The organism is Bradyrhizobium sp. FW305-F6 (assembly GCF_058782905.1).
Window position 1 is genome coordinate 22,120 of sequence record NZ_JBYSYD010000009.1, and the last position, 24,615, is coordinate 46,734.

The window sequence follows — 24,615 nt, forward strand, 5'->3', positions numbered from 1 at the left end:
GGAGCGCCGCGATACGCGCATTCACGGCGTCCGCCTTTTCTGCGCGACGCGCCGATAACGACGAAAGGATCGCTGCCAGTCGCTCTGGCTGGAACAATCGTTCAGCCAGTTGCGTGGTGACCAATTCGTCCAACTTTTCCATTCGGACCGACCGACCTTTGCAAGCCGTCTTTCCTTTTCGGTTACAGGTCGAACAGGAATAGTACCGATGGACGCGTCCGGTCTTCGAGGTTCCGGTCCGTAACGTCATGGCTCCTTCACAAGTCGCGCAGACGGCCAACCCCGTGAGCAAGATCGGACCAGTCGTCACGCGCGGTGCCACCACCTTCGGGCTCCGCGCATGAAGTTGTCGGCGGACCTGTTCGAAGACGTGGGGCTCGATGATCGCGGGAACAGCGGTCGTGATGACCTCGTCGTCCGGCTTGCGTTTGCCGGTCCGTGAAGACATCTGGTTGAACTTCCACTCGCCAACGTAGGTGGTATTCGTCAGGATCTTGTAGATCGTGCCGGTGCCAAACGTCTTACCCTTCCTGGTGCGGTACCCGTGGCTATTGAGCCATTTGACGACTTCCTTGACGCCGAGTGCCCCCGAGGAGCCATCGCGTAGAGGTAGAGCTTGAAGATAAGCTGGACCGTTTCTGCATCGACCGGATCGATTGCGAGCGTCTTCTTGATCTTCGTGCCGCGCTTCTCTACCTCGACCAGAACATAGCCTAACGGCACTGGCGAGCCATTCCAGAAGCCATGTTGAGCATTTGCCTTCATGTTCCTGATGACATGTTTGGCATTTTCCTTGGACTGATACTCGTCGAATAGCGCGATGACTTTACGCATCATGGCCTGCACGGGATCGTCGTCGTCGCCGAGCGGTTGGGTAATCGAAACTAGCTTTACATCATGCTTCGCCAGCTTCCTCAGGTAGAATTCCTGTCCGAAGGCGTCGCGGAAGAAGCGGCTATAGCTGTGCACGACGATCAGGTCGAATGCATGCTCACCGTCGCAGGCGCGTTCGATCATCTGTTGGAAAACTGGGCGTTTGTCGTCGGTAGCCGATGCGCCGGCTTCGATAAACTCCCCGACAACTTGATGACCTCTAGCCTCACACCATGCGCGCAATTGGGCGCGCTGATCTGGAATCGAGAGATCGTGTTTCGCCTGTCGATCCGTCGAGACGCGCAAGTAGAAGGCCACTCGGGACGAATTGGCGTCGACTGCGCTGTTCGATTTACGCGCGTGCTTACTCATGTCATCAAGCCTTTCGCTCCTGAGTCTCGCAGCTCTACAAGCATCTGCAACAACTATTTCTTGACCTCGATCGCCAACTCTTTGCCTGCGGTTGTAGCCCTCAATTTCTCGTACAGGTCGACCCTGACGAGCTTGCCTGATGGTTTGCGGCCTCCGATCGTCTTGTCACACCGGCGCGTCCATTCGAAGCGGAGCGCCTCATGCAGCATCTCGGCGTGCTTCACGAGCAAGCGCCGGAACGTCGCCTGCGCGCCGTTGTCCGGCAGCCTCAGGAATCCCGCGATGAAGATCCGGTGACGCAGGTCCTCGTTGCTCGCGCGAAGCTCGATGATCGCCGCGTCCAGATCCCGGGGCTTGTAGAGGTAGCGGGGATCGGGGACGAAATCATCGCTCATCGAGGGACGCTGCGCCAGCACCTCCCCAACGAGCCAGAGCCCGCCGTCGATGGCGATGTTTGCGTATTCCTCCAACCGCATTTCCAGCATGCGGGGTTCGTAGAACGGGCGGATGGTCATCGTTTGTCTCCTTTTTGATATGCCGTGGCTACCGCCGGCATCGTTCGGGGTTGGGGTTCGAAGACGGCGTCGAGCAGGTCGCTGAAATATCGCTCGACCACGTCCAACTCGGCCTTCGAGACCGGAATCGGATCGGGCAACTCGTTCTCCACGGTCCAGAATTCCGGATCGGAGGGCCGGGGCTTTGACGGAGGACAGCTAGAGCTCATGGTCGAGCTCACGCTTCTTGCGATGTTTGCAATCGCGATCGCCGGCCACCTCGGTTGTTGCCAATTCGGATGGCGAACGATGCGTCTCCCGGCGCTGCTGCTCGCCGCCACGCGTCTGTGCGTCTACCAGGATGTCCGGCGACGAGCGCTTGAAGCCGCAGCGAGCAAGTCGGCTTGCCAGGTAGGTTCGCCGCGCCACCGCGCCGATTTCGTTCGCTTTGCCCCGCTCCGAAAGAGGCAACTCTGCCCTAATACGGGCATCCAGCGATTTGCGATCGCAAAAAAGGTCGGTTGCGTTGCGCGCCCGACTCGACGCAACCAGAATCGAATGACGATCCATGTCGGGCGACAACCATGCGATTGCACGGTCTGTGGTGCAGCCTTGTGCGCCATAGATCGTCGTCGCGTAAGCGTGTGTGAGCTTGACGCGACCCTCGCCGTCGGCAATCTCATCTGTGGAGAATGTGAAGCGGCCTGCATCAGTGCGAACTGCAATGTCGACGCGTCCATCGTTGGCAGCGTCAATTGCCTCGACGGTTGCTTCGGTGCCATTGATCGTCTCAAGGTCGCGGACTTTAATGCGGGTGAGGAAGCGAATTCGGTCGCCGGCTGTCAGTGGCAGTGATACCGTTGAATTCGACGACGTAACGGCTTTCAGTGTCACGTCCTCGCCGCGAATTATGTTCTGCTGGCGGAGCCGGGCGCGAATCTCTGCCGAAATCGCCCGTACCTCGGCGTTCGTTTTGGCTATGAGAAGAGAGCGGCCAGGCGCGGCTTTCTCATGAGCTTCCCAGGCGTCGACCATCGCGCGCACCGTGGCCTTGGGACCAAGCGCCTCGTGGAGGAGGCCTCGGCGCTCAAAGGCCTCCAGCGCTTCGTCGGCGTCCCCCCTCCCGAAGGCAGTGACGGCATCTCGCGCCCATTGCTCACGTTGTCGAACAATCTTGGTGACTGACTGTACCGATGAAAAATTTGCGGCGAGCGCCAAGCCAGGGCCGGCCCCGACGCTCTGTAGCTGGTTGCGATCGCCAACCAGGACGAGATGCGGATTGAGACCCTTGGCATCGGCGGCCTCTACTGCCGAGAGAATGCTGTGCATCTGCCGGCTGGAGAGCAGGCCGGCTTCGTCGACGATCAGTACGGTGTTCTTATCCAGAAACGGAACGCCATGTTCGGCACCCACGAGCCAAGAGTCTGTTGCACGTGCATCGATCGCCAATTCATCGCGAAGAGCGTGAGAAATCTTCCATGCCGTGGAGGCGCCGATCACGCGGTACCCGACTTCGGCGTCGGTCCAGGCGTCGGTGATGGCTGCCAAAGCCGTGGTTTTTCCCGCGCCCGGGGTGCCCTCAAGAATCGTGATCCTGGCACCGCTGGTCGCCGCGCGCACGGCAACAGCCTGCTCCTCGTTGAGCCCATACTTCTGGATCAACTTCGCGACGATCGTAGGGGGCGGCGCGATTGGCGATTTCTTGGAAAGCCGAGCTGCCATCTCGCCGATTTTCAGACTCGATGCGCAGCATTTCCGGCGTGGTAAAGACCTGATGCCCCCACACGTCGCGATCGAGGGTAACAACCGCCTTCGTCGCGACCAGGCGATTAACCTCCGTTTCGACGCGTTCCGCGCCCTCGCCGGTTCCGACAAGGGCGGTGGCTACTGCGGCGTAGAGATGCCGGCGTTCGAAGGTGCTGTCATGCTCAGTAAGCCGATCCGGCAGAGCCGCGAGACGCCCTTGGAGCAATCGCTCACGATCGGAATTCTCAAGCGATGCACACTGCTCGCGACCCGCGGCAAAGCAAGAGTCAATGACGGCGTTGCGATCAAAGCCGATATCGCGGGCACATTGCTGCCAGAATGCGAAGCGGTCGTGGTGTTGCTCCTGTTTAGCCTCACGGGTCGCTTTGGTAATTGCGGCGGCCAGTGCGGGGGCACTTGCGCTGTCTGTCCCGGCTGCGTCGAGTGCTTCCTCGATCTCACCGCGACGAGCCGAGAAATAGGATTTTAGCTGGGGAACAATTCCGACGACTTCCCAGATTCCATTCTTGCCGATGTCTCCGACGGCGAAGCCAAGATTCTGAAAATTTTTGGAGAGCTGGGCGTGGTAGACTGCTCCCGCTGCCATTTTCCAGGCGAAGATGGCTTTACCATCCAGAGCTCCATGGCGCTTCTGCTCGGTTTGATTCGCTTCATCGTCGACGCGACGGTCCGAACTTTCGTCGTATTTGCGGGCGATGTTGAAGGTAACCGCGTGACTATGAAGCGCACAGTCCGAGAAGGTTTTGCCGTCGCGATGCCGTGCGGGACGCGCGGCTCCGTGCTGAAACACGGCGACAGACAGCTTGACCTTCTGACGACGAACACCGTCCTTGCCAAACCGGCAGAACGCAGCGTTGGCCTCGATCGCCTTGAGGGCGACTTCGAAAGCGTTGGCCTGCGCCTCCTCGATTTTTGCCCGCAGTTCCGGATCGGCAAGCGCCCACAGAATCGAGCACGTCTTTGGCGCCGAAAACGTGATGTCATATCCGCCGACGTGTTTCTTCCCGCTCCGGCTTGAGAGCATCGGGCGGCCCGTCAAATCAAGCGCCGCATGCAGCCGTTCGAACGGGTCGCGTTCGACGATCGCCCCTACGACAACGCCAATTTCGACGCCGACTGCTACCCATCGACCTGCGGGCTCGCTGCCGCCGATATAGTAGTCGGACGAAGCGATGTAGTATTCGGCTGATGTTCCGGCAGCTACCGTTGCGACCATCTCGCTCACCTGCATGATGCAAGCGAGCATGCGCGCCCGAGAGAGGGGTCTACCGGGCATCTCCCCGAGATAAGCTCAGGAGTCCCCGGATTGAAAAAAATAAATGGCCGCCACTGAGGTGGCGGCCATTTCGATATCACTCGATGGTCCAATGAAGAGGACCTAAAGTCGTTGCCAGGTATCGAGCGGCCATTCAACAACGTAGACGTTGTCGAACCCGACGATCGACGCGCGGATCGACTTCCGCCCTCTCCAGTCGACCGTCAGCCCCAGACAGGTAGACATCTCGTGGGCGGACAAGGCTGGCACGTCGTGCAACTCGGTGTCACCTTCGCCGGGCGGGTCAATCCCGACGGTAGTGATACCCATCAAGGTTTCGGAGAGTTCGGTTGCGCTTTTGCCAGACCTTGCTTTGCAAACGACGATGGTCGCGAAGTTTTCCGTCAGAGCTTCTGCCGCAGCCTTTGTTGAGGCCTCCTCGATCTGTGCGAGACTCTGTGCAGTTGCGACTACGCGGATCCCGCGAGATCTCCCCAAGGATGCAAGCTCCATGATGTCCTTCATCGCTCTCCGAAAGCGAGGAAGTTCGTCCGCGATGATCCAGACGCCATGGTCGACATCGTCGGCCATGTCAGGAGCAAGGAGCTCGCTCGCTAGCACCCGGAACATCAGGCTCAACAGCAGCTCGGAGTTGTCCCTGTTGGACAAGTCATGCCGCAACACGATGATGCGCTGGCGTGATCGCTTCCGCGCCCAATCCAGGAGCGAGATACGCGGACGTCCGTCTGCCTCCATGGACGCGCAGGTATCGACGATTTCGGCGACATGAGCGATCATATTGAAGACCACCGAAAGGCTCATGGTGGTGGGGTCGTCACCCTTGCCGCGCAACATTTCTGCGACCTGTCGCATTGTCGGTCGCAGATCGTTGGCGATCTCTTCGACGGGCTTCGAGATAGCGGTTTGCAGCTCTCGCCACCCCCAATTTCGTCGATGCTCTCTAATCAGTTTCGAGAGCAGCCCCTTCAGAACCAAACGGGACGCCGCCGACCAAACCGGATCGCGAGATTCCGGTATCATGATCGCGGCGACGCGGCTGGCAGCTTCGGGCGAGCGGACGTCTCGGCCGATCGCCCAAACGGACGAAGCCCGTCCAATACCAATTGCGGCGCTTTGTCTCCGGTCGACAAAAGCCGTAATCCGTTTGTGAAGGGCGCCTTTCACGTCGAGAAGAAGAACATGATCGCCGCGCATGATGGCTTGGCGCGCGACACCCTCAACAACCACTGTCTTTCCTGATCCCGGTAGACCGACGGCAAAGGCCGACTCCTGTTCGGCCAGCCTGGGAAGCCGCAGACCGGGCGCGAGTTCGACCCCATCCGGAAACTGGGCAATCAATGCTGCCAGACGGCTTCGCGCTGCGCCGACCGCTGCGCCGAACCACAGCGTCTGCGGCCCGTCGATCCAACGCGCACTTCTCAGTTTCGGGGTTCGCGAAAGCACCTGCCGATAAATTGGAACGGCTACGACCCATCCCGCCAAAACCGTACCGATCGCGCGAAGCGGGAGCTGGATCGCCATGTCGATGCTGGTCAGCAATCGCCAAAATGCCTTTCCAAATGCAATTGGGTAATTCAAGCAACCGGCGACGTAGGTGGCCAGTTCGCGCAACCTCTCGCTTGCCTCGCCGCTCAAGACCAGGACAGGAGCGGCGGCATGGTGGGACATCACGATCAACCGCAGCATGGCCGCCAGGTCGAACGGCAACTCAACTTGATCGCGAGTAGACCAATAGAATGCGGGCACAATGGCGAACAGGATGAGGAAAGCCGTTGCGGCCGCGAGCAGAGCAAATGAAAGTCCTGCCAGAACGGCACCGGAACGGGACGCCACCGGCGTGAGTGGATGAGTAGGTTCCGACATAGTCTACCTTTCGCGATTGCGGTGGACGTCAACGATGGTACCGATGGGCAGGGACCCGTCGGTGTGCAAAGTCGTGGGGGAAATGCTGAACGAACTTTGGGCGCGTCCGAGATGCACCGCGATATCGTCGGGGCTGAGGCCTTGAGCTGTCACCGGGAAATTGCAATCTTCGGTCCAGCGATCGAGCCGGTTGCAGAGACCGACGTCGTCGGCGCTCAGGTATCCTGAGCTTGCAATTGCCCATCGCAATGGCCGATCCAATATTCCTGCGAAGATCGTGACCGCGATGACAATCAACGAAGCAGCACAGCAGACAAGCCAGAGCGGTGGCGGCCCGTCGGCCGGCCGATCCTGCGATTGGATCCGAATCGGGGCTGGTATTGCTGCCGGCAACGCGTCGTCGGTTCCCGCCGCTACCCGAGCCATAGTCGCGATTCCGGCAGGACCAATGCGGGTCAGCACCGCACGCGGAAGCTTGGCAATGTCGCGCGGTGGCATTTCCGCAAGTTTTTGACCGAGAACATCGCGCGCGGCTCTGCCGCGCCCGATGTTTTCATTCAGGCGACTGACGAGTTCGCTCGGAAACATTCCATTAGCGACCGGCATCGAACGCCCCCACAGAGAAGCCAGCAATGGCGCCGAGGCGCGGCCACACGACAGAGACAAATTCGCTGACGTAGCCCTGCAGCGCGGTGACCATCAGCCGGGACATACCCAATTTAGCAATCAGTGTCGCTTCATCCGCCATGACCGCTTCGGTAAAAGTCATCCCAGCGGACTCGAACAGCGGCCAGGCGCCCGCGGCAATTGCGGGTAGCGTGACGCGGCGGCGGTCTTTCAACAGCGGCACGATCTTGTCGTTGTAAATCTTGTGAGCTGGCGTACCCGCCAAGAATTTGAATCCTCCGTCGCGCAAGTTGAAAACCGGCACGATCTCGGCGTCCGGATGCACAAGCTGAAGCTCTTCCATCAGGTTAGCGCTCTGCGAAATTGCGCTGGGATCTGCCGTCATCAAGACCAGCACGATCGGACGGATACCCTGATCGACAAGAAATCGGTCGAACCTGGCGCGGGCCACGAAATTGAGGAAAGCGCGCTGGTTCTGTCCGGCGCCGACATCGATCACACCGATGGTCTCAGACTTGGCAATCGATTGAACCATTTCCTCGAGCGGCTCGAACACGCGCATTGAGGCGAGAAGATCGCTTCGCATCTCTTCGGCGCCGGGCGCCTCGATCGTGATCGTCTTGTCTGGATAGAGCTGCGGCAGGGTCGGAGCCCGGTCGATCTGGGCGATACGAACATCCCGCTGGGCAGCGATGACGTCGACGATCAGGCGCCCGGTCAGGCTTTTGCCGACGCCGCCCTTCGGCCCCATCGTGTAGATTATGGTTGCGGCCGTACCCTTCAGCGCTTCCTTATGTGCGGTAATGACCTTCTTTTCCGCACGAGATTCGAGCTGAGGGGTGGACGGGGGTTTACTCGTCATTGCTTGCTCCTGATACGCCGAAATGGCGCATCAGGAGCAAACGACAGTTGCTGAAGGCCTTACCGGCCAACATCCCGAGATAAGGTCAGCACAACTGAAAAAATCGAACACCAATCAAAATATTATGCTGACCTGATCGCCGGAATTGGTTTGACCCGTTTTGTCACGTGTTCCCAGATATCTCGGATGTCTGGATGATTCGCGCTTAGCGATTCCAACAAGGAGAGGATGACTTCTTCATTCATGGTCGCGCCATGGCCGCGATTGAGTGGATATTCCATCATCTCAAGCGTGTGACGTTGCACCAGTGGCGCCAGCGTCGGAACGTCAAGTGGCATGCCGCCGGCATGGCGTTTGATGTCACGTTTGTAAAGAATGCCTTCCCTGTACCGCGCTTCCAGTTCGCGATACCAATCCTGGATCTCATTGAAAATCTGGCGCAGAAATTCGTTCCACAGATGCGGAGGCAGCGGTTCCATCAGAGCGGCGCTATACCAATCCATAAAAACCGCATACCCTCGCAGGGTCAGCATGTCATGCCGCAGAGCCCAGATTTTTGCGATCAGGATATCCCGTCCGGTCACCAATCTGGATTGAATTTCTTCGGTGGTTTCTGTACGGCCGGTCGTTTTTCGATCTTTGCGGCCCTTTCTTTGCTCCCCTTCAGAGATTTCCATAAGCCCCGCACCGATATCGAGATCGGTGCCGTGCAACTCCGGGATCGCCATGATAATCGACTTGGCGCAATCATAGCCGACGCTTGCCAAGTCCCATGCCGACTTCGTCAGCTGGTCAAAATTTCCTCGTTCCGACACTTCATCCTTGGATCGTGGAATGTTTCGAGCGAACCTGATCTGCTCGAACGGGACGCCGAGAGTAGGCGTCAAAAGCTCGAATATTCCAACGATGAAGCGGTTCAGTGGTGGTGCGTGCAGCCACTGCTCGATAGTCTTGTTGGAATGATTGACGTCGCCCGGCTCCGTCATGTGAAGTGCAATTTTAAGCAACTGCGTCGCCTGGCTAGCGCAAAAAGCGAGGTTCCGCCGTCCATCGTCGTCAAGACGGCGCTTAACGTCTCGCAAGCAGACGTGCTTCCCACGGCGAGCCCGATTGGCATTAGCCAATATGTCCACAGCTGCCGGGCTGAGCTCCCACGTCACGGGATCGATCCGAAGAAGCGACGTCTCACCAACCATGCCCGCGCGGGCCGTGAGACGATCGACAAGACGCGCGTTACTGGAATTGTCGTCGGTGATCATTCCGGGGTCGACAAAGCCGAATACCGTTCCTTCGCTCGCTGGCCCCATATTGGAGCCGCCCAAGCCGAGAGGAGTTTCGGCCGCGGCCGTTTGTTTAGCGATGTCAATTTGTCGCGCGTGCGACGCCACCCCGGATCCAAGCACCGCGCCTTTCTGGAGTTCGCGGATCGCATATAGCGATATGCTTGTTCGTCCCTTAACCCGAGACTTATCCGGCAGCTTGGACATGAAGTCTGACAGGAATTGCAGCTCAGTAACCACTCTCCCATCGACTTGAGAAGGCGGATGCGCATCGTCATCGGGGGATCGCTTATGTCTGACGTGACCCGAGCGATCCGCGCCCCAGGCAATTGCGTTCGCCAGATAGAATGCGATCAGCGGTCCCAAGCTCGCTACGACCTCATCGATCTCATTACGAGGACGGTAGCCATTTTCCGTCAGCTCCGCTCTGAATGCGTCCGCAAAGGCGGACACGGCCTCTGTCGCCCTTTCGCTCGCGTTGATGAGGAGAAGAATTTCAAAGTCAGTCATGGGTCTTCGTACTCAAGTGTCGGCGCCAGGCGACAGTATCGTTTCGATTGGCTGGCTCTGCGGTTCTCGATCGACCGAGCTTAGTCGTCATATTCTGTACGGGTCGCCTCGCTCAGTCTGCGAGCCTCAGTCAATCGTTGTGTCAGTCCGGTCAATAGGCGCGGCGCCGGCATCGCCACGGCTCCAGGAGATATCGCCGCACCCTTGTCATCGGATTTCGCTTGCGTCGGGCGCGGTAGCCGTCCGATCTCTTCCTCGCGCGCCCGCACATGAGGCGCGAAGCCGAGAGACGCCGCGTTGGCAGAATTCTTCAGTTGAGCGTTTCTTACGCGCAGAAATACCGAGTTCATCTGCCGCGCGGAGATCGGTTGGCCGCTCTTATGTCGTGCGCCTGCCTGGGTCAGCGCGTTGGCGATCGTTGCCCATGTCAATCCTGAAGTTGCCAGCCGCTGTAGCGTCAGATAGTGCGCGCGTACCGATCGTTCAAACGGAATATCAAACGACCAGTTCTTGACCAGATGTTGTAGCTCGCGGCGCATGATGTCGCTCGTTATATGACTGCCTGCTCCAGAGGTAATGGCAATCGACCCGATGTCAATCGATGGTCTCGTCGTTGATGCGATTTACGACAGCGAGCGCAAATATCGCGCGAGCATCGCCTCAAGCTCAACATCAACGATGGTGCGAACGAATTCGCAGTATCAGACCGGGTCAAAGCGCGCCGCGCGAAATCTCGGCACGCTCATCCTTGAGCCGACATGTCAAAATGCCAAAATGCCAAAACCCAGGCAGAAGTCTGCGTCACTGTTGCGGGGTAACAAAACCAGGAAGATTTCGCGGAGAGTATCGAGCCGTTCGCCGGGGACACTCGGTCCCGGGTCCCGCCGCAGGCGGCGCGATGCTGCCCCTCTCTTTGACCGGCCTCACGACTGCCAACGGGCCTTCGCTGCGGCGCAGACGCCCTATCTGTTTTTGGGAGCTAAGGGCTCCGCCCTCGCGCGGGCAAGGGTGAAGCCCCGGCGGCGCCGGGACCGGCCGAGGCGGTCTCCCCGACCTTCCGCGCGGCCCACTCTTCGACGGACTCCAGGTCCGACATCCGCTTGTGCAGGCCGGGTGATCCCCCTCCGCCCCGGCCGCCCTTGCTCTCGCTACCCCGGTCTCGCCGACGGGCAGGGTTGCAGCGCCGTGGAGCGCTTGCACCCCAACCCTCAAAAGGAGATCGCCGATGTCTGCCAAGAAGATTCAAACGGCTCTCGCGAGCGGCGCGGAGGTCCTGATTCCGCTCAACAAGCTGAAGAAGTCCCCGAAAAATGCGCGCAAGACGCCGCACAGTGAAGCGTCCATCGAAGCCTATGCCGCCAGCATCGCCGCGAAAGGCATCCTGCAAAATCTTGTCGTCGAACCGGAATTGGACAGCGAGGGGGCGGCTACTGGTTTCTATTTCGTGACCATTGGCGAAGGCCGCAGGCTCGCTCAGCTCTTACGAGTCAAGCGCAAGGAAATCAACAAGACCGAGCCGATACGTTGCATCGTCGACACCGCGAACGATCCGCACGAGATTAGCCTCGATGAAAATATCACACGCGAGAGCATGCACCCCGCGGACCAGTTCGAGGCTTTCAAGAAGTTAGCGGACGAACGCGGCTTTGGCGCGGAAGAGATCGCAGCGCGATTTGGCGTGACGCCTCACGTGGTGCGCCAACGGCTGCGACTGAGCGCGGTGTCGCCCCGGCTGATAGAGGCCTACCGCAATGGCGAAATGGGGTTCGAGCAGTTGGTGGCGTTCGCCCTCATCGACGATCATGAGCGGCAGGAAGAGATTTATAGTCGGCTGACTTATAGCCGCGATCCCGTCACGATCCGCCGGATGCTGACGGAAACCAACGTCGCTGCTACCGACCGACGAGCGGTCTTCGTCGGTCGTGAGGCCTACACCGAGGCGGGTGGCACTATCCTGCGTGATCTCTTTACTGAGGATCGCGGCGGCTATTTGAAGGATGCAGCGCTGTTGGACCGGCTCGCCCTGGACAAGCTGCAACTGTTGGCGACGACCTTGCAGAAGGACGAGGGCTGGAAATGGGCGGAGGCGAACCTCGATTTTCCGCACGGTCACGGCCTCCGGCGCGTCTATCCGCGAGAGGTCGCGCTTTCGGCGGAAGATCAAGCTGCCTACGAAGCCGCGCAGGCCGAATTCGATCTCCTCACTAAGCAGTATGAGAATTTTGAGGAGCTTCCCGAGGATGCTGATATCCGGTTCGGCGAGCTCGAAGCCGAGATGGACCGCCTTGAAGCCCTGCACCGCGCGTACGATGCCGATGACATCGCCTGCGGCGGCGCGTTCGTGGTTCTCAACCATGATGGTGAAATTCGCGTCGAGCGCGGCTTTATTCGTCCGGAGGACGATAATCGCCGGCAGAAGGCGTCGGCCGAGAGTGACGTGCAAGGTCATGATGTGGATGCGGCCGACCGCGACGACGATATGGAGTCCGATGCCGGCCTTTCGGACAGTCTGGTTGCCGATCTCACCGCCCACCGAACCCTTGGCCTTCGTCTGGCGTTGTCGGACCAACCCGATGTCGCGCTTGTCGCCGTCACCCATGCGCTGGTGGCGCAGACGTTCTATCGGGGGGCCGAGGCCAATGTCCTCGATATTCGTCCGGGCAGCTTGTTCCTCGGCTCTCACGCGGACGGAATAGCCGATACCGAAGCGGGCCGGTCTTGGTCGGATCGGCACGCGCGCTGGGCGGCGCAGCTGCCGTGTGATGTTGCCGATCTCTGGCCCTTCGTCGTTGCCCTCGACCACGACAGCCGCATGGCGATCTTTGCGCATTGCGCAGCCCTGACCATCAACGCGGTCAAGTTGCCGCGCGATCTTCGCCCGCGTGCACTGGCAACCGCGGATAGACTGGCCAAGGCCGTTGCTCTCGATATGAGCGGCTATTGGCGACCGACCGTGCGAACCTATCTCGGACGTGTCACCAAGGCGCGTATCCTTGACGCGGTGCGAGAAGCCGTGAGCGCTGAGGCAGCGGACCGCATGGCCGACATGAAGAAGCCGGACATGGCGGAGGCCGCCGAGCAGTTGCTGGCTACAACGGGTTGGCTGCCTGCACTGATGCGGACGCCGCAAGCCGCGCAGCTGGGCGCGACGCAATCAGCGGCGGGTGCTGCCACGGATGGGCCTGCGAACGCCTACGCCAACGCGGCCGAGTGATCGGCAAGGCCGGGACCGTGTTGCGGTCCCGGCCTTCTCGTCGGCAGTTGTCGAATTTTCGGCCGCGCGCCTGTCGGCGCGCGGCCTTCATCACGATTGCCATATCCCGACCGGAAGCATTTCGAGAGCAAGGGATAACGAGGGCTTCGCGGTCTCTTTGAAGGGACCAGGGTCGGCTACAACGCCGGCAAGTGGCCGAATGCGTAGGGCGAAAACGGGAGGCGGACACATTCAACATCACAGAGACTGAGGGCCGACCCCGAGGCAATCTCCACCCCGCTGCCGCCATGGAGTCGGCGCAAGGGTTCCGAGACGGCGAGGGCGGCGGCGATCAAGCCGACGAACGGCACGCCGACTGTGCGCGACGCGAGCTGGGCCAGACCGCAAGTATCGAGCCCGGACTTTCGCAGCGCGCTGTACGCGGGCATCGCGGAGACATCAAAGGCGCTTCCAGCAGCTTCGCGGCGCCAAATTTGGTCGGGCCTCCGCGACGACGGAAAGGTGTGCAGCGAGAAGTTCCGAAAGCCGACGGGACCGGCGCCCAACCCGGCTTCCACCACAAGTTCGAATTTCGCGGTGCCGAGATCGGCGCGCGTCGGCGCGTTGTCGACCCCGCAGAAGGCAACGGCCGGATCGTGCGGACCGCGCAACGTCCAAGGTCCGAAGCGGCGCTCTTCAAGCGCGGTCTTGAACCCCGCTGCCTCCAGCCAGCTCGCAACGACGCGTGTTTTCTTCGTTCCGACCAAAGGCAAGGATGACAGCAAAGAGGTGCTGTCGTTCGAGGCCGCAATCAGATCGTAGTCCTGAAGCGTGAGTTCGACTTTGCTGCGGTCCGCATAAGGCAAGCAAGCCAGCAGCCATGAGAAGGCCTGTCCGAGATTGCCAAGGCCAATCAGCCACAGCGAAGCGGGCAGGTAGGACAGCTCGGGCTCGCTTGCGTCCGGTGCAAGCCAATCGGCGCCCGGATTCCATAGCGAGAACCCCGCGGCGCGCCGTCCGGACATCGGGTGGTCGGACGCGTGCCAGGCGAACAGCTCGGCGGCAGCGGCGGCGGCGGCCATGGCGGCGGCGAGCGGATTCGCCGCATCATCGGACAGGCGGCGGGCGTCATGCCGTGGCACGACACCGCCCCGCCATCCCTGCCAGGTGAGCTGCCAGCTCGAGGCGTCCGTCGGCGGCGGCACCGTGCCGATCTGCGCCACCGGCCAAAGCGGATTGCCGGTCGTGGAGAGCGTGCCGCCCAGTTCCACCACGGTGTCTGCGAGGCTGCGCGCGCGCGCAAGCGGAACGAGCAGAGGCGCATCGGGCACGCCGAGCACCTCGACGCCACCGAGCAAGGTCCGGCGCGCAAGGTTGACCAAAGTGAGAAGCGCGATTTGGTGCGGGATCGAGACGGCAGCTTCCGGACCGACGCGGATCAAAGTGCCGAAGCCGCGCAGGATACTCATCGCGTCGTCGTGCGTCGCCGCGCGGCCGCTGTCCATGAAGTATTTGGCCGTGCGGTGCAGGCGCGTGTGATCGATAAGAGCGGTCATGGGATCAACTCCAAAATCCGGTGTAAACGAATCCGCGGCAGCGGCGGTGACCACGCTCGGCCCAACGGTGCTCGCCCTGGTATTCGTAGATGCCAAGATCCTCGTAGCGGACCGGCGACGCGGCGAAGCTGGGCACGATGATGGCAATATGGCCGGGCTGCGCGACCATCGGGTTGGTGCGGTCGGCCTCGCTCTGAAAGGCCGCGCCGGGATGCGTATGAATATCGGCGACGACGGCGAGCTTGCGCGCGCGGCACATCGCCCAAAGCTTGGCGAAAGCGCCGGCGTGGAGAATGCACACTCCGCTCGCGTACGCGGCCGGGTCGAGATCGTCATAGTAGACGACGTCGACGGCCGCGCGGCGGCCATCATGGTCATGCCCGAGCAGGAACGCGCCGGATTCATGCCGCTGCTGTGTGCGCCGGTGCAGCTCGGCCATAGTGCGCGCCCATAGCGCTGTCGGGCAGTTCAAGCGGTGCTCAGGCGCCGCGAATGCCCGAATAATCGTCTTGATTGAGGAGATCATAAAGCTGCTCCAGGTAGCAGAGGATGCCCCGCTGCGGCTGCCACAGCCGGTTCGGGTGCTTGTGAATCCAGTCGCCGTGCCCCTCAATCGACATGCGGTCGCACGGCAAATAAAGACATTGGCCGCCTTTCCAATCCGGCCTGAACACGGACGGAATGAGGGAGCGGCCCGTCGGCCAGTGCGGCGCGGACAGGGCCCGCCGCGTGGCGAGGTCCCACGGCTGCGCCGTTGCCGGCGTGTGGCGGTAGCCGCTGCACTCGAACCGGAATCCGAATTCATCGGGTGCGTGCGGGCGCTTCGCCGCGGCGACCGCGATGGTCGCGTGCGGCCCGGCGTTTTCGATGTGACGCCACTTGCCCTCGATCTCGCCGCGCCGGAATTCCGGGGCGGCGAGATCCGCCGCGAGGAGCAACTGGTCGGGAGGCACGACCACCGTCATCGGCTAGCCCTCGATGCGCTTTTCGGGGACGAGGTCGAAGCAGACATCGCAGCTCCGGCCGTTGACCAGCTCCGCCAGCGCGGCGTCGGTCGGCGGCTGGATCGTACTGTTGCAGAGTTGCAGCACGTGCTCGCCCGCATCTGTGGGATTGAGCTTCAGCTCGCGCACGGCCCACTGCTTGACGGTGCGCACGCGGGTGCCCGGTGCGAAGGCGCGGTCGATGGTGCGGTGCATGTAGTGGACCGCGACCTTGATCTTCTTGCAGTGGGTCACGTGGACGCGTGAGCCGTGCTTGAGGCCCTCGACCGTGGCCTTGGCGTCGTGCGGCACGGGGTTCTCGGCCTCATCGACAAAGGCTTCACGTTCCTTGTCGAAATCGATCCCGTGCGTTTTGAAGGCCTCGTGCAGGTCGCGCACCGTCGCCGGGATCGCGATCTCGGCCTCGGTGACGCCGGGCTTGCCCTCGGCCTGGATGAAGATGATCGTCTTGCTCATCGCTTATTCCCTTTGGCGCGCGGCCCTTGATTGGGCCCCTAAGGACTAAGCGACGGCAGGTAGAATTTTCGGGAAGTGAGTCTAGGAGACGCCCTGGACGAAATCGCAGATGAAGTAGCACTGGCAATTCGGGCAGCGCCGCGCGTCCTCCGGCGCCGGCGCGAATGCGCCGCGTTCGATGTCGGTGATGGCGCCGGTGTATTCCTCCAGCAACTTGTCGTCCTTGTTAGGTGGAATCGGCACCGCTTCCCGGGTCGCAAGGTAATAGGCCTCGATCACGACACGCCGCCCGGGGTAGCGCGCCGTAGCGCCACGGCGGAGCAGCGCATAGATGCGGTTGGCGGGATCCGACTTGGTCTTGCGCCCGGTGCGGATGCGCTGCACGTGCACTGTGCCGTCGGGAGCGATGACGACACGATCGGGCGTCACCGCGATTTGCTTGCCGCCGACATCCACAATCCATTCGCCCTGGTCATAGCTGCCCGTCTCGGCGGCGATCACGTCCACCATCGACGTGATCATGGTTTCGGCGGAGGCACGGTAGTAAGCCTCGAAGCCGTGTCCCTTCGGCCCGCGCACCGCCCATTCTTGGCCAAGCTGCGCGAGCGCGGGGGGAAGATCAGACGGCGTGCCGGCGGCCCGCTGCGTCTCAAGCCAGCCGATGGTGCGGAACACGCAGCGATGGAAGCGGACATAGGGAGAGTCGTCGCGAATGGCGCGCAGGCCGTCCAAGGCCTCGAACTGATAACGCTGCGGACACTGAATATAAAGAGAAAGCTCGCGCTCCTGATAAAGCGTGCGCGCGCCGGGCGGTGCGAGGGTCCGCGCGAGCCGTCCCGGAAGCGGAGAGTCATTGCGCCGTGCTGCCGGCGCCAGCCCGTTGATGGGTGACAAGAACTTGGACGCGCTGGCGGACTGGCTCGCGCTATAGCGTTCGGCGCGGCTCAAGTACAGGAAGTCCCGCGCACGCGAAAGGGCTACGAAAAACAAACATTCTTCTTCCGCCTCATGATCGGCGGGGCGGATGGCGAGATGCGGCAAGCTCGGCGGCGGCGGGCAGCGCACCCCTTGCCGGTTCGCCGGCATGTATCGAGTCGCCAGGGCCGGCAAGTGAACCGCTCTGAACTCAAGCCCTTTGCTGCCATGAACGGTAAGGACCCGGACGCCGTTGAGGTCGGATGCTTCTGAGGCCACGGCCCGGTACATGCGATCGTCATTCAAGGCCTCGATGCGGCGCACGCGCACCAGCATGTGCTTGCGGGTGGAATCGCCTTCAGCCGCCATTTCACCGCAGACCTTGAGGAGCTGATAGATAGCGACGAGCTGCTGCTGCGCCTTGGAGTCGTTGGCCGCCAGGCGCGGCTTGAGATAGTCGCTGCGCTCAAAAAGCCACGTCGTCAGGAGCGTCCAGGGCGAAGTGCCCGCGCCGAAGCCGTCGAGCTGGTTCGCAAGACGTGCCAGGCCCGCGCTGCCCTGCGGCGTCAGATCCGGAATCTCGGGCAGCCGGCGCAGCGCGTCGAAGATGCGCAGGTTATTGGCCTCGGCCCATTTGATAACGGCAAGCGCGTCGGATTTGGACGCGCCGTATTCCGGCAACTGCGCGACTCGAACCAAACCGATTCCACCGGATTCGGCGTCGATTGAGATCAAGGCGAGCAGATCGCGGATCTCCTCGCGCTCGAAGAGATCGCCAAGATAAAGAAGAGGCACGCCAAGTTGTTCGAGCGCGCCGGTGATGCGCGCGAGCGTGAGATGACTGCGCGCCAAGATGACCTGTTCGCTATAGGGGATGCCGTTAGCGCGCGCTTGCTCGATGTGGTCGCGGATCGCGGCCGCCTCCGCCGCGACCGAAGGCGCCACGATCTGGCGGATTGCGCCGACGCTTCCGCGCTGAGCGGTCCAGCGTCCGCCGGGGGAGGCCTGCATACTGGCGGCGAAGGTTTGAAACGCCTGCACCACCGGCGAGCCGGAGCGGTAATTGATGCCAAGTGAACGCCGTGCGCCGGAAAACTCGGTTACGAAACGCTGCACGTTGCTGGGCGCCGCGCCCCGGAAGCGGTAGATGGACTGCCGCTCATCGGCTACGACCCACACATCCGCTTGTGGCGCTGCGAGCGCCCGCAAGAGCCGCGCGCTCGCCAGATTCACGTCTTGGTATTCGTCAACGAGGATGTGTTCGATCCGCGCCTGGTACTCGGCGCGCAAGTCGGGGTTCTGCTCGAGCGCTTGCGCCGCGAGCCGAACCAGATCCCCGAAATCGACCGCATCGGCTTTCGCCAATTCATCCTGATAAATCTCATAGATGTCCGCGACTTCGAGCGCTTTGCCGGCGGCTTCGCGTTCCTCCTCAGTCACTGCCACGCTGTGCGCGGCTTCGGCGGCGGCACGGTACTCTGCAGGGGTGATGAGTTCGTCCTTGCAGCGCGAGATCGCCCGCAGCACGGGCACCAGCTCATAGGCGGGCTCGTATAGGTTTTGAAAATAACGCAGCGGCAGGCGGATGAGGTTGGCTTCAAGCAGCGCGAGCGAGCCCGTTTCATCCAAAATGCGCACGTTCATCGTGCGGCCGATGCGCTGATGATACTTGGTGATCAGCTCCAGCCCGAACGCGTGGAACGTGCCGACCCACATTTCGATCGAGGCGTCGGCGTTGCTGACGGACAGCCGCTCACGCATTTCCTCGGCGGCTTTATTGGAGAAGGTGAGGGCGAGGATCGAGGCGGGCGGGGCGCCGTTGTCCAGCAAGTGCTGGATACGGTGGACAAGTGTTCTTGTTTTTCCTGTGCCGGGCCCAGCATCGACGAGCAGCGGCCCGCCGCTCCAGGTCGCGGCCTCAAGCTGGCCGGGATCCAGCGCGTAGCTCGGGGTGGGGCCAGCCGGGGCGGGGGCTTCCAGCGCCGGCAGGAGCAGAGCACGGATGGCCTGATTCAGGACGAGGCCAGGCGGCGCGCCGATATCTTTGGCAATGTCCGCAGGCTTGCGGCCATGCGCGAGGAGTTCTTCGCGCAGCCAGTCGGCCGGGCAGAGAAACTCGCCGGCGAAAATATCGGCTTGGACTTCCTTGCGCTCGCTCGGCGAATAGCCCTCCACGCGGCCCGCGCCTGAATCGATCGGATCGCCGCCAAGGCCAGGCGCGATGGCGGTCACTTCGTTGCGGGGATCGCGGTGGAGTTTGTAGTGACCGAGTTCATGCGCGGTCACCACGGCTTCGTTTTCCGGGCTCTGGCCGCTCGCGACGTTGATTATCTTCGAAGGGCGGTCGAGAAATCCATAAACACCTTTGCTCACGACCGTGCCCGGCGCGTAATGGGTGAGCTGAAGGTCTTCGTCTTCCAGCGCAGCCGCGAGCAGCGCAGGTGCCTTACGGACGCCCTTGGACTTCAAGAGGGCCTGGCGGTGACATTCGCGCGCCTTGAGCCGGATATCCCGCCAAGCGTCCATGCCTTAGTCCTCTCCAAGCCAATAGTGTTTTTCATCCTCCGACATGGAGCTGGCCTGAATGACCTCAGCATAGGATCGCGTATTGATGGTGGGCGCTTCATCCGCCTTGGCGTGGCCCAATCGCCGGGGCCCCGCCAAGAGATCGGTTACCACGCGCTCAAGCCAAGCGGCGCTCATGCCGAGTACGTCCGTGAGCGCATCCGTCAAACGCCGGCCCAACGGCAAGCGCATGCGGCCGGCATTCAGCTCGGCCAGAACCATGCGATCGATGTTGATACAGCGCGCAAGCCGCGGAATATCGAAGCCGGCCGCCGACACGGCATGGGGCCATGTCTTTTCAGAAACGTTCTGGGCGGCAGCGGCTTCTTGACGCGCGCTGTGAAGCAGATTCAGGGCATGGCTGCGCCCGCGCGCAAGCATGCTCTCGTCGGGCTCGTCGCCGGGCTCGTCGGACTCCGAAGACCACTGCGTGCGCAGGGCGGCGTGCTCACGGATATCGTCGGCATACTGCGGATACCGGCGCGTCCATTCGGACACCTGCTCAGCGGTCGGGTTGTCGCAAGTCTGGTGGAATGCGAACAACACGTCGTCCCGTTCGGGATTTCTGTTTTGTTCAATCATGGGGCGGCTCCTATCTCAATCTTGAGGAGAGCTTTGGTCTCGGCGATCCACTCTCCAGCGGTTTTAGCGCTGATTCCGAGTTGCTCCGCGATCGACGTCGTGCCGATCCCGGGACCAAGGGGGCATCCGTGCATATGCAGGCGGAATGCCTCGCGCTTTCTCGGATCAGGAATCCTATTCAGCAATTGTTGAACCTCGGCCGCCTGCTCGCTGCCTTCCTCGGGCGGCTCGATGGTTTCGAGAATTTCCTCGCCGTCATCGGCGACGCCGGGCTGCGTCTTGAAGGGCTTGTTGCGGTAGGCGTATTTGCGCTCCGCGCGGATCGCGTCGGCAACGCGGAATTCGACGCAGGTCTTGAAGGTCTTGCAGAGCGCCTGCCCGTCCTTCGAGTTCGGCCTCAGCACCGCCACGATCAACTGGTGGTGCGCACGCCAGATAATGTCCTCACCCTCGTTGCGGTGGTTCTTGCCGACCAGCCGTTTGATGCGGCGCAACAACTCGTCCGAGACGTGGTTGATCAGAGCGGCAAGCAGCCGTTGATCGCCATTGGGGCCGATGTGCTGTATCGCGGCCACGACGTCTCCAGGCGGCAAGCGGCGAAGGCCGTTGCCGGCGGCGACTTGCCTCCAACCTTCCAGGTCGGATGGCGAGGGCGGTTCCTCGGGCGTCTTGGCACCTGTCTTCATGTTTTTAACCTCGCGATCCGGAAGGGCGGCCCTACCTAGGAAGCGACCGCACATCCAAAATTCCGGAAGCGGGGTCCGAATATTTCTTCAAATGTAGATTTGTCGTCCTTTAAGCCATTGAAATAAAAGGAAAAACATCAGAGTGATACCATAAATTACGGGAAATAACTTGGCTTCAGGCGGCCTCCGACTGCGGCGTCGGCGGGCTCGCGGCGGCCGCCGGCAGCGTAGCGCCGGTAATCGGGACGCCCAAGGCCTTTCGTGCAACCTCAAGCAGATGCTCGTGGTGCGTGAAGAATAGAACTTGCGTCTTCTTCGCCAGCTCCCCCAGCACGCGGAAGCCGGCCGCCGCGCGCTTGTCGTCGAAGTTGATGAACAGATCGTCCGCGATGAACGGCATGGGCTCGGCGTGGTCAAGATAGTCTTCGACCGCGGCGATGCGCAGCGCGAGATAGAGCTGGTCCGCGGTGCCGGAACTCATTCCGGCGACGGCCACCCGGCGGCCGTCGTCGCGGATGCCGGCGAGCTGCACATTGTCGTGGTCGTCGAATTCGAGCTGGAGCGTCTTGAACGATCCGCAGGTGAGCATGGCGAACAGCTCCCCCGCGCGCTTGAGCAATGGCGCCTGCTTTTCGCGCCGGTAGCGATCGATCGCCCATTGCAGCAGCACGATGGCCGAGCGCAGCCGGACGTATTGTTCGGCGATCTCAGTCATCTCGGCAAGCGCCGTTTGGCGATCCGCTGCGTCCCTCGCCGCCTTGTCGTCCCCGCCGATGGCCTCGAAGGCCTGGCGGGCGGCGTTGCGGGTTTCGCGCGCCTCCATCAGGTTGTTGCGCAATTCCTGTACTTCGTCGTTGATCGTCTGCTCCTTCGCGGCGGTGGCGTCGAGATCGATGCCAGTGCACTCGGCGGCCAAGTCCGCGACTGAGAGGCCGTCTCCATCCTGTGTCAGCGCCTTGGTGAGGCGATCCAATTCTCCAGTCAGCGCACGCATTTCATCTGAACGCCGGATGGCGGTGCGCAGGTCGTCGATGGTTGAGACCGAAGCCATCCGCTGTAAGCGCGCGATGATGTCGCGGGCTTCGGCGCTCGATGCGCGGCATTCCTCGATCTTCTTCTGAACGCCGCCGATGCCTGTCTCTTTGGCGGCTTTGAGATCGCGAACACGCGCAGCTTCGGCTGCGAGACGATCGAGATTCAAGACGGCTTCCTCGGCATCGGTGCCGTGCAGGTGCGGCGCGATGGCCTGCACCAATGCGGCCACGTTGGCCTCGAATGCCATCGTATCCCTTTCGATCTTTTCGATCCGCTCATGCCTGAGGTCATTGATGCGCACGGAAGTTTCGCGCATATCGTCGAGGGCATTGATTTGCGCTTCCGCGGTCTCGGGCGCCGCTGTCAGCGGGAATTGCAGAGTCTTCAGTGCCGAAGCCCATTCGGCCGTCCACGCTTTCCATTCAGCCTCTGCCTTCTCCAGATCCTTATGCTTGCGCGTCAAGGCGCCTGCCGCCTTGTGATACGCGGCATCAAGATCGCGCCGGGCTTTGGCGGCGGTTTCATGCGTGCGTTCCACCGAAGCGGCGGCCTCCACGACCAGAAGGAGCGGCTGGCCGGACAGCGCATCTGTGGAGAGACCCAGCGCGCCAAGTTCGGCCAGGACGAGTCGCTTGGCCTCCGCCACACGCTGCTGGCAGGCGCTCGTATCCCGCTCGGCTGCGCCGCGTGCCGCGATGCGTTCCAGGATATCGGAGCGTGCGCGCAGCCACTCGATCATTACGTCCGGGGTCTCGGGCGCGGCGAAGACGCCAGCCCACAATTGGCTCCAAGCAACATCGAGCTTCGTGCGCTCTTCTTCCAGCGCCTTCTCTTCCAGGCCCAAGGACTCCAGTAAATCGTCCTGCTCGCTGATCTGCCGGCCAATGACCGCGAGCTGCGCGGCCGCGCCGGCATGCTCGAAGCGGCGATCCGCCGCCGTATCCGCAACCTGGATCGCGGTCTCGAAGTCTTCCGCGAGCACCCCCGACGGGGAAAAGGCCGCAACCTCATCTCCCGGAACCGCGGCGCCCTCAAGGTGGCGCCGCCGGATAATGGACCAGCCCGCGTCGCGCCGGCCGCGTAAGCGCTCAATTTCATCGGCCGAGACGAGTTGCTCGTCGGCGATCAGGCGCTCATGGGCTTTGCGATGCCGTGCGCGTTCTTGCTGTGCATGGCGGATGCGTTCGCGGCAGGTCTGCTGCCGTTGTTCGAGGCCGCGGCAAGCATCACGGTGGGCTTCAACGGCAGCGAGCGGCGGAACGTGCATGGACCCAAGAACGGCAGATTCAGCCACCGCCGGGCGCAAGGCTTTCAGCGCGCGTTCGATCGCGGCCTGCGCCTCCTGCTCGGCGCGCTTGGAATTGGCGATCTGGCCGGCAAGGTCGCCGAGTTCGCGGACAGCCTTGATGGTCATTGCGAGCTTGGACACATCGGTCAGTGCGCCGAGCGCCTCGATATCGGCCTCGATCTCGGCGAGTTTCTCCTGCGCTTCGGCCACGGCCCCTCTTGCATTCTCAACCGCGCTGGACTGCGCGCCGCGCCGATTGAGCAAGCCGCGAAGGGCGGCCACTTTGGCCTTAGCGGGAATCCGCCCGATCACCTGATCGAGGTCACCGCTCCATTCGAGTTCTGCGGCGAGTCGAAGGAGTGCCGCCTCGGCCGCCGCAAGTTCCGCCCGCCGCTTGGGGAGATCGGCTTTGCCGGCCCGGACCTGAATGCGGCGATCACGAAGTTGCGCGATGTCTTCGGCGCGCGCGAGCAATCCGTCATCGAAGTTGAGCGCTCCCCGTTCGACCTCAAGGGCCGCAATCTGCTCGCTCAAGGCGACGATACGCGCGGTGGCCGCGGCTTCATCAGCCGCCGCCGCCTCCAGGATTCGGGCGGCATCGGCATCAAACGCAATTACGGTCCCGAGCGTCTCAATGGCGCTTTGCGTCTCCGCGCGCTTGCGTACGTCGCGGCACACACGGCGAATGCGGTTGAGCTTGCTCAGCTCCGCCGATTTGAGCTCGATTTCCTGCTCGATCGCGGTGTGTGCATCGTTCGATGTCTCGAAGGTGCTTTTGAGCAACTGCCACTTGCTTGTGGTCACGACGTTTTCGCGCAAGCCCGCTTCGGCTGCCTTCAGGCGTTCTTCCGCCTGGAAATACTTGCGGTGCGCCGCCCGGCGCGAGGCCCAAAGCGCGTCGGCTTCAGCCTCCATGGCTTTAAGTGTCTCGCGCAGGCCCGTGATGCCGGCGCTCGCCGAGAACAGCATCTGGCCGACATCGTCTTGGGCTTGCAAGATGTCCTTGCCGCCCTGTTGCAGGCGTGGATGATCGAGGCTGAACATCCGTGTGTAGAAGCGGCGATCCGCGCCCGCAAGAAACGGGGCGAGCGCCCCCTCGCCCGACGGGAGCGGAATGTCGTCATCACCCAGCAGCGTGTCCTTGTTGCCTTTGCGGCGGCGCACTTTGAGCGTCTCGACGCCCTTCTCCAGGAGCGCTCCCACCCGCATGGCGTTGTACTCGTGCAGGAAGTTGCGCGGTGAATTAGCCGGGATGCCAAAGAGCAAATCTTCGACACCGCCCATGGTCGTGGACTTGCCGGCCTCATTCTCGCCGAGCAGCATCTGGAAGTCCGGCTTGCCAGCCGGAAGGTCGATGGTGGCGTTCGTGAAATGCCCATACTTGAGAAGATCAAGCTGTCGGATGCGCATC

At 61.9% G+C, this 24,615-nt stretch carries 19 protein-coding genes and 1 pseudogene; 1 reads left to right on the forward strand and 19 read right to left on the reverse strand.

Going from position 1 to position 24,615, the window contains the following annotated elements; translation table 11 throughout:
- Positions 1-166: 166 nt before the first annotated feature.
- The 11 genes and pseudogenes from AC3WLX_RS33880 to AC3WLX_RS33930 form a co-directional block, all read right to left on the reverse strand.
- Positions 167-520: pseudogene (locus tag AC3WLX_RS33880) on the reverse strand (recombinase zinc beta ribbon domain-containing protein); the annotation flags it as partial.
- Entirely contained in the window at positions 487-1,245 is a 759-nt protein-coding gene (locus AC3WLX_RS33885; RefSeq protein WP_063830811.1) for a recombinase family protein, read from the reverse strand. The pseudogene AC3WLX_RS33880 and the gene AC3WLX_RS33885, both read right to left, overlap by 34 nt.
- 53 nt (positions 1,246-1,298) lie before the next feature.
- Positions 1,299-1,760, reverse strand: a complete 462-nt coding sequence (locus AC3WLX_RS33890; RefSeq protein ID WP_024342288.1) for a hypothetical protein — start codon at positions 1,758-1,760, stop codon at positions 1,299-1,301.
- A complete protein-coding gene (locus AC3WLX_RS33895; protein WP_245265939.1) occupies positions 1,757-1,900 on the reverse strand; it encodes a hypothetical protein in 144 nt (47 codons plus the stop codon). The genes AC3WLX_RS33890 and AC3WLX_RS33895 overlap by 4 nt, the downstream gene beginning before the upstream one ends.
- A gap of 58 nt (positions 1,901-1,958) precedes the next feature.
- On the reverse strand, positions 1,959-3,359 hold the full coding sequence (locus tag AC3WLX_RS33900; RefSeq protein WP_245269639.1) for an AAA family ATPase: 1,401 nt from the start codon (positions 3,357-3,359) through the stop codon (positions 1,959-1,961).
- Complete coding sequence (mobF, locus tag AC3WLX_RS33905; RefSeq protein ID WP_196232454.1) at positions 3,319-4,722, reverse strand: MobF family relaxase; 1,404 nt, start codon at positions 4,720-4,722, stop codon at positions 3,319-3,321. Before mobF ends, AC3WLX_RS33900 begins: the two co-directional genes overlap by 41 nt.
- 162 nt (positions 4,723-4,884) lie before the next feature.
- A complete protein-coding gene (locus tag AC3WLX_RS33910) occupies positions 4,885-6,645 on the reverse strand; it encodes a type IV secretion system DNA-binding domain-containing protein (RefSeq protein WP_028139094.1) in 1,761 nt (586 codons plus the stop codon).
- Between the two features lie 3 nt (positions 6,646-6,648).
- Positions 6,649-7,251 carry a hypothetical protein gene (locus tag AC3WLX_RS33915; protein WP_049820482.1) on the reverse strand — a complete coding sequence of 201 codons (603 nt, stop codon included), beginning with the start codon at positions 7,249-7,251 and terminating at the stop codon, positions 6,649-6,651.
- Entirely contained in the window at positions 7,238-8,134 is an 897-nt protein-coding gene (locus AC3WLX_RS33920) for a P-loop NTPase family protein (protein ID WP_155253857.1), read from the reverse strand. Before AC3WLX_RS33920 ends, AC3WLX_RS33915 begins: the two co-directional genes overlap by 14 nt.
- Before the next feature lie 122 nt (positions 8,135-8,256).
- Complete coding sequence (locus AC3WLX_RS33925) at positions 8,257-9,924, reverse strand: hypothetical protein (RefSeq protein WP_028139096.1); 1,668 nt, start codon at positions 9,922-9,924, stop codon at positions 8,257-8,259.
- A gap of 80 nt (positions 9,925-10,004) precedes the next feature.
- Positions 10,005-10,463, reverse strand: a complete 459-nt coding sequence (locus AC3WLX_RS33930; protein ID WP_155248717.1) for a hypothetical protein — start codon at positions 10,461-10,463, stop codon at positions 10,005-10,007.
- 686 nt (positions 10,464-11,149) lie between these two features.
- Between AC3WLX_RS33930 and AC3WLX_RS33935 the strand changes: the two genes are divergently transcribed.
- Positions 11,150-13,138 carry a ParB/RepB/Spo0J family partition protein gene (locus AC3WLX_RS33935; protein ID WP_024342281.1) on the forward strand — a complete coding sequence of 663 codons (1,989 nt, stop codon included), beginning with the start codon at positions 11,150-11,152 and terminating at the stop codon, positions 13,136-13,138.
- 176 nt (positions 13,139-13,314) lie between these two features.
- On the opposite strand, the gene AC3WLX_RS33940 is transcribed toward AC3WLX_RS33935, so the two are convergent.
- The 8 genes from AC3WLX_RS33940 to AC3WLX_RS33975 form a co-directional block, all read right to left on the reverse strand.
- On the reverse strand, positions 13,315-14,727 hold the full coding sequence (locus AC3WLX_RS33940) for a hypothetical protein (RefSeq protein ID WP_454652771.1): 1,413 nt from the start codon (positions 14,725-14,727) through the stop codon (positions 13,315-13,317).
- Complete coding sequence (locus AC3WLX_RS33945; RefSeq protein WP_063828482.1) at positions 14,678-15,199, reverse strand: Mov34/MPN/PAD-1 family protein; 522 nt, start codon at positions 15,197-15,199, stop codon at positions 14,678-14,680. Before AC3WLX_RS33945 ends, AC3WLX_RS33940 begins: the two co-directional genes overlap by 50 nt.
- Positions 15,153-15,638: a DUF7665 family protein gene (locus AC3WLX_RS33950; RefSeq protein WP_024342278.1), complete on the reverse strand. Its 486-nt coding sequence runs from the start codon at positions 15,636-15,638 to the stop codon at positions 15,153-15,155. Before AC3WLX_RS33950 ends, AC3WLX_RS33945 begins: the two co-directional genes overlap by 47 nt.
- Positions 15,639-15,641: 3 nt before the next feature.
- Positions 15,642-16,133 (reverse strand): hypothetical protein, encoded by a 492-nt coding sequence (locus AC3WLX_RS33955; RefSeq protein WP_024342277.1) that lies wholly within the window; start codon positions 16,131-16,133, stop codon positions 15,642-15,644.
- Between the two features lie 81 nt (positions 16,134-16,214).
- Positions 16,215-19,574, reverse strand: coding sequence for an ATP-dependent helicase (locus AC3WLX_RS33960; protein WP_024342276.1), 3,360 nt, complete (start codon positions 19,572-19,574; stop codon positions 16,215-16,217).
- A 3-nt stretch (positions 19,575-19,577) separates the two neighbouring features.
- Positions 19,578-20,195 (reverse strand): hypothetical protein, encoded by a 618-nt coding sequence (locus AC3WLX_RS33965; protein WP_024342275.1) that lies wholly within the window; start codon positions 20,193-20,195, stop codon positions 19,578-19,580.
- Positions 20,192-20,935: an RNA polymerase sigma factor gene (locus tag AC3WLX_RS33970; RefSeq protein ID WP_155248715.1), complete on the reverse strand. Its 744-nt coding sequence runs from the start codon at positions 20,933-20,935 to the stop codon at positions 20,192-20,194. The genes AC3WLX_RS33965 and AC3WLX_RS33970 overlap by 4 nt, the downstream gene beginning before the upstream one ends.
- Before the next feature lie 121 nt (positions 20,936-21,056).
- A complete protein-coding gene (locus AC3WLX_RS33975) occupies positions 21,057-24,614 on the reverse strand; it encodes a YhaN family protein (protein ID WP_024342273.1) in 3,558 nt (1,185 codons plus the stop codon).
- Position 24,615 lies beyond the last annotated feature (1 nt).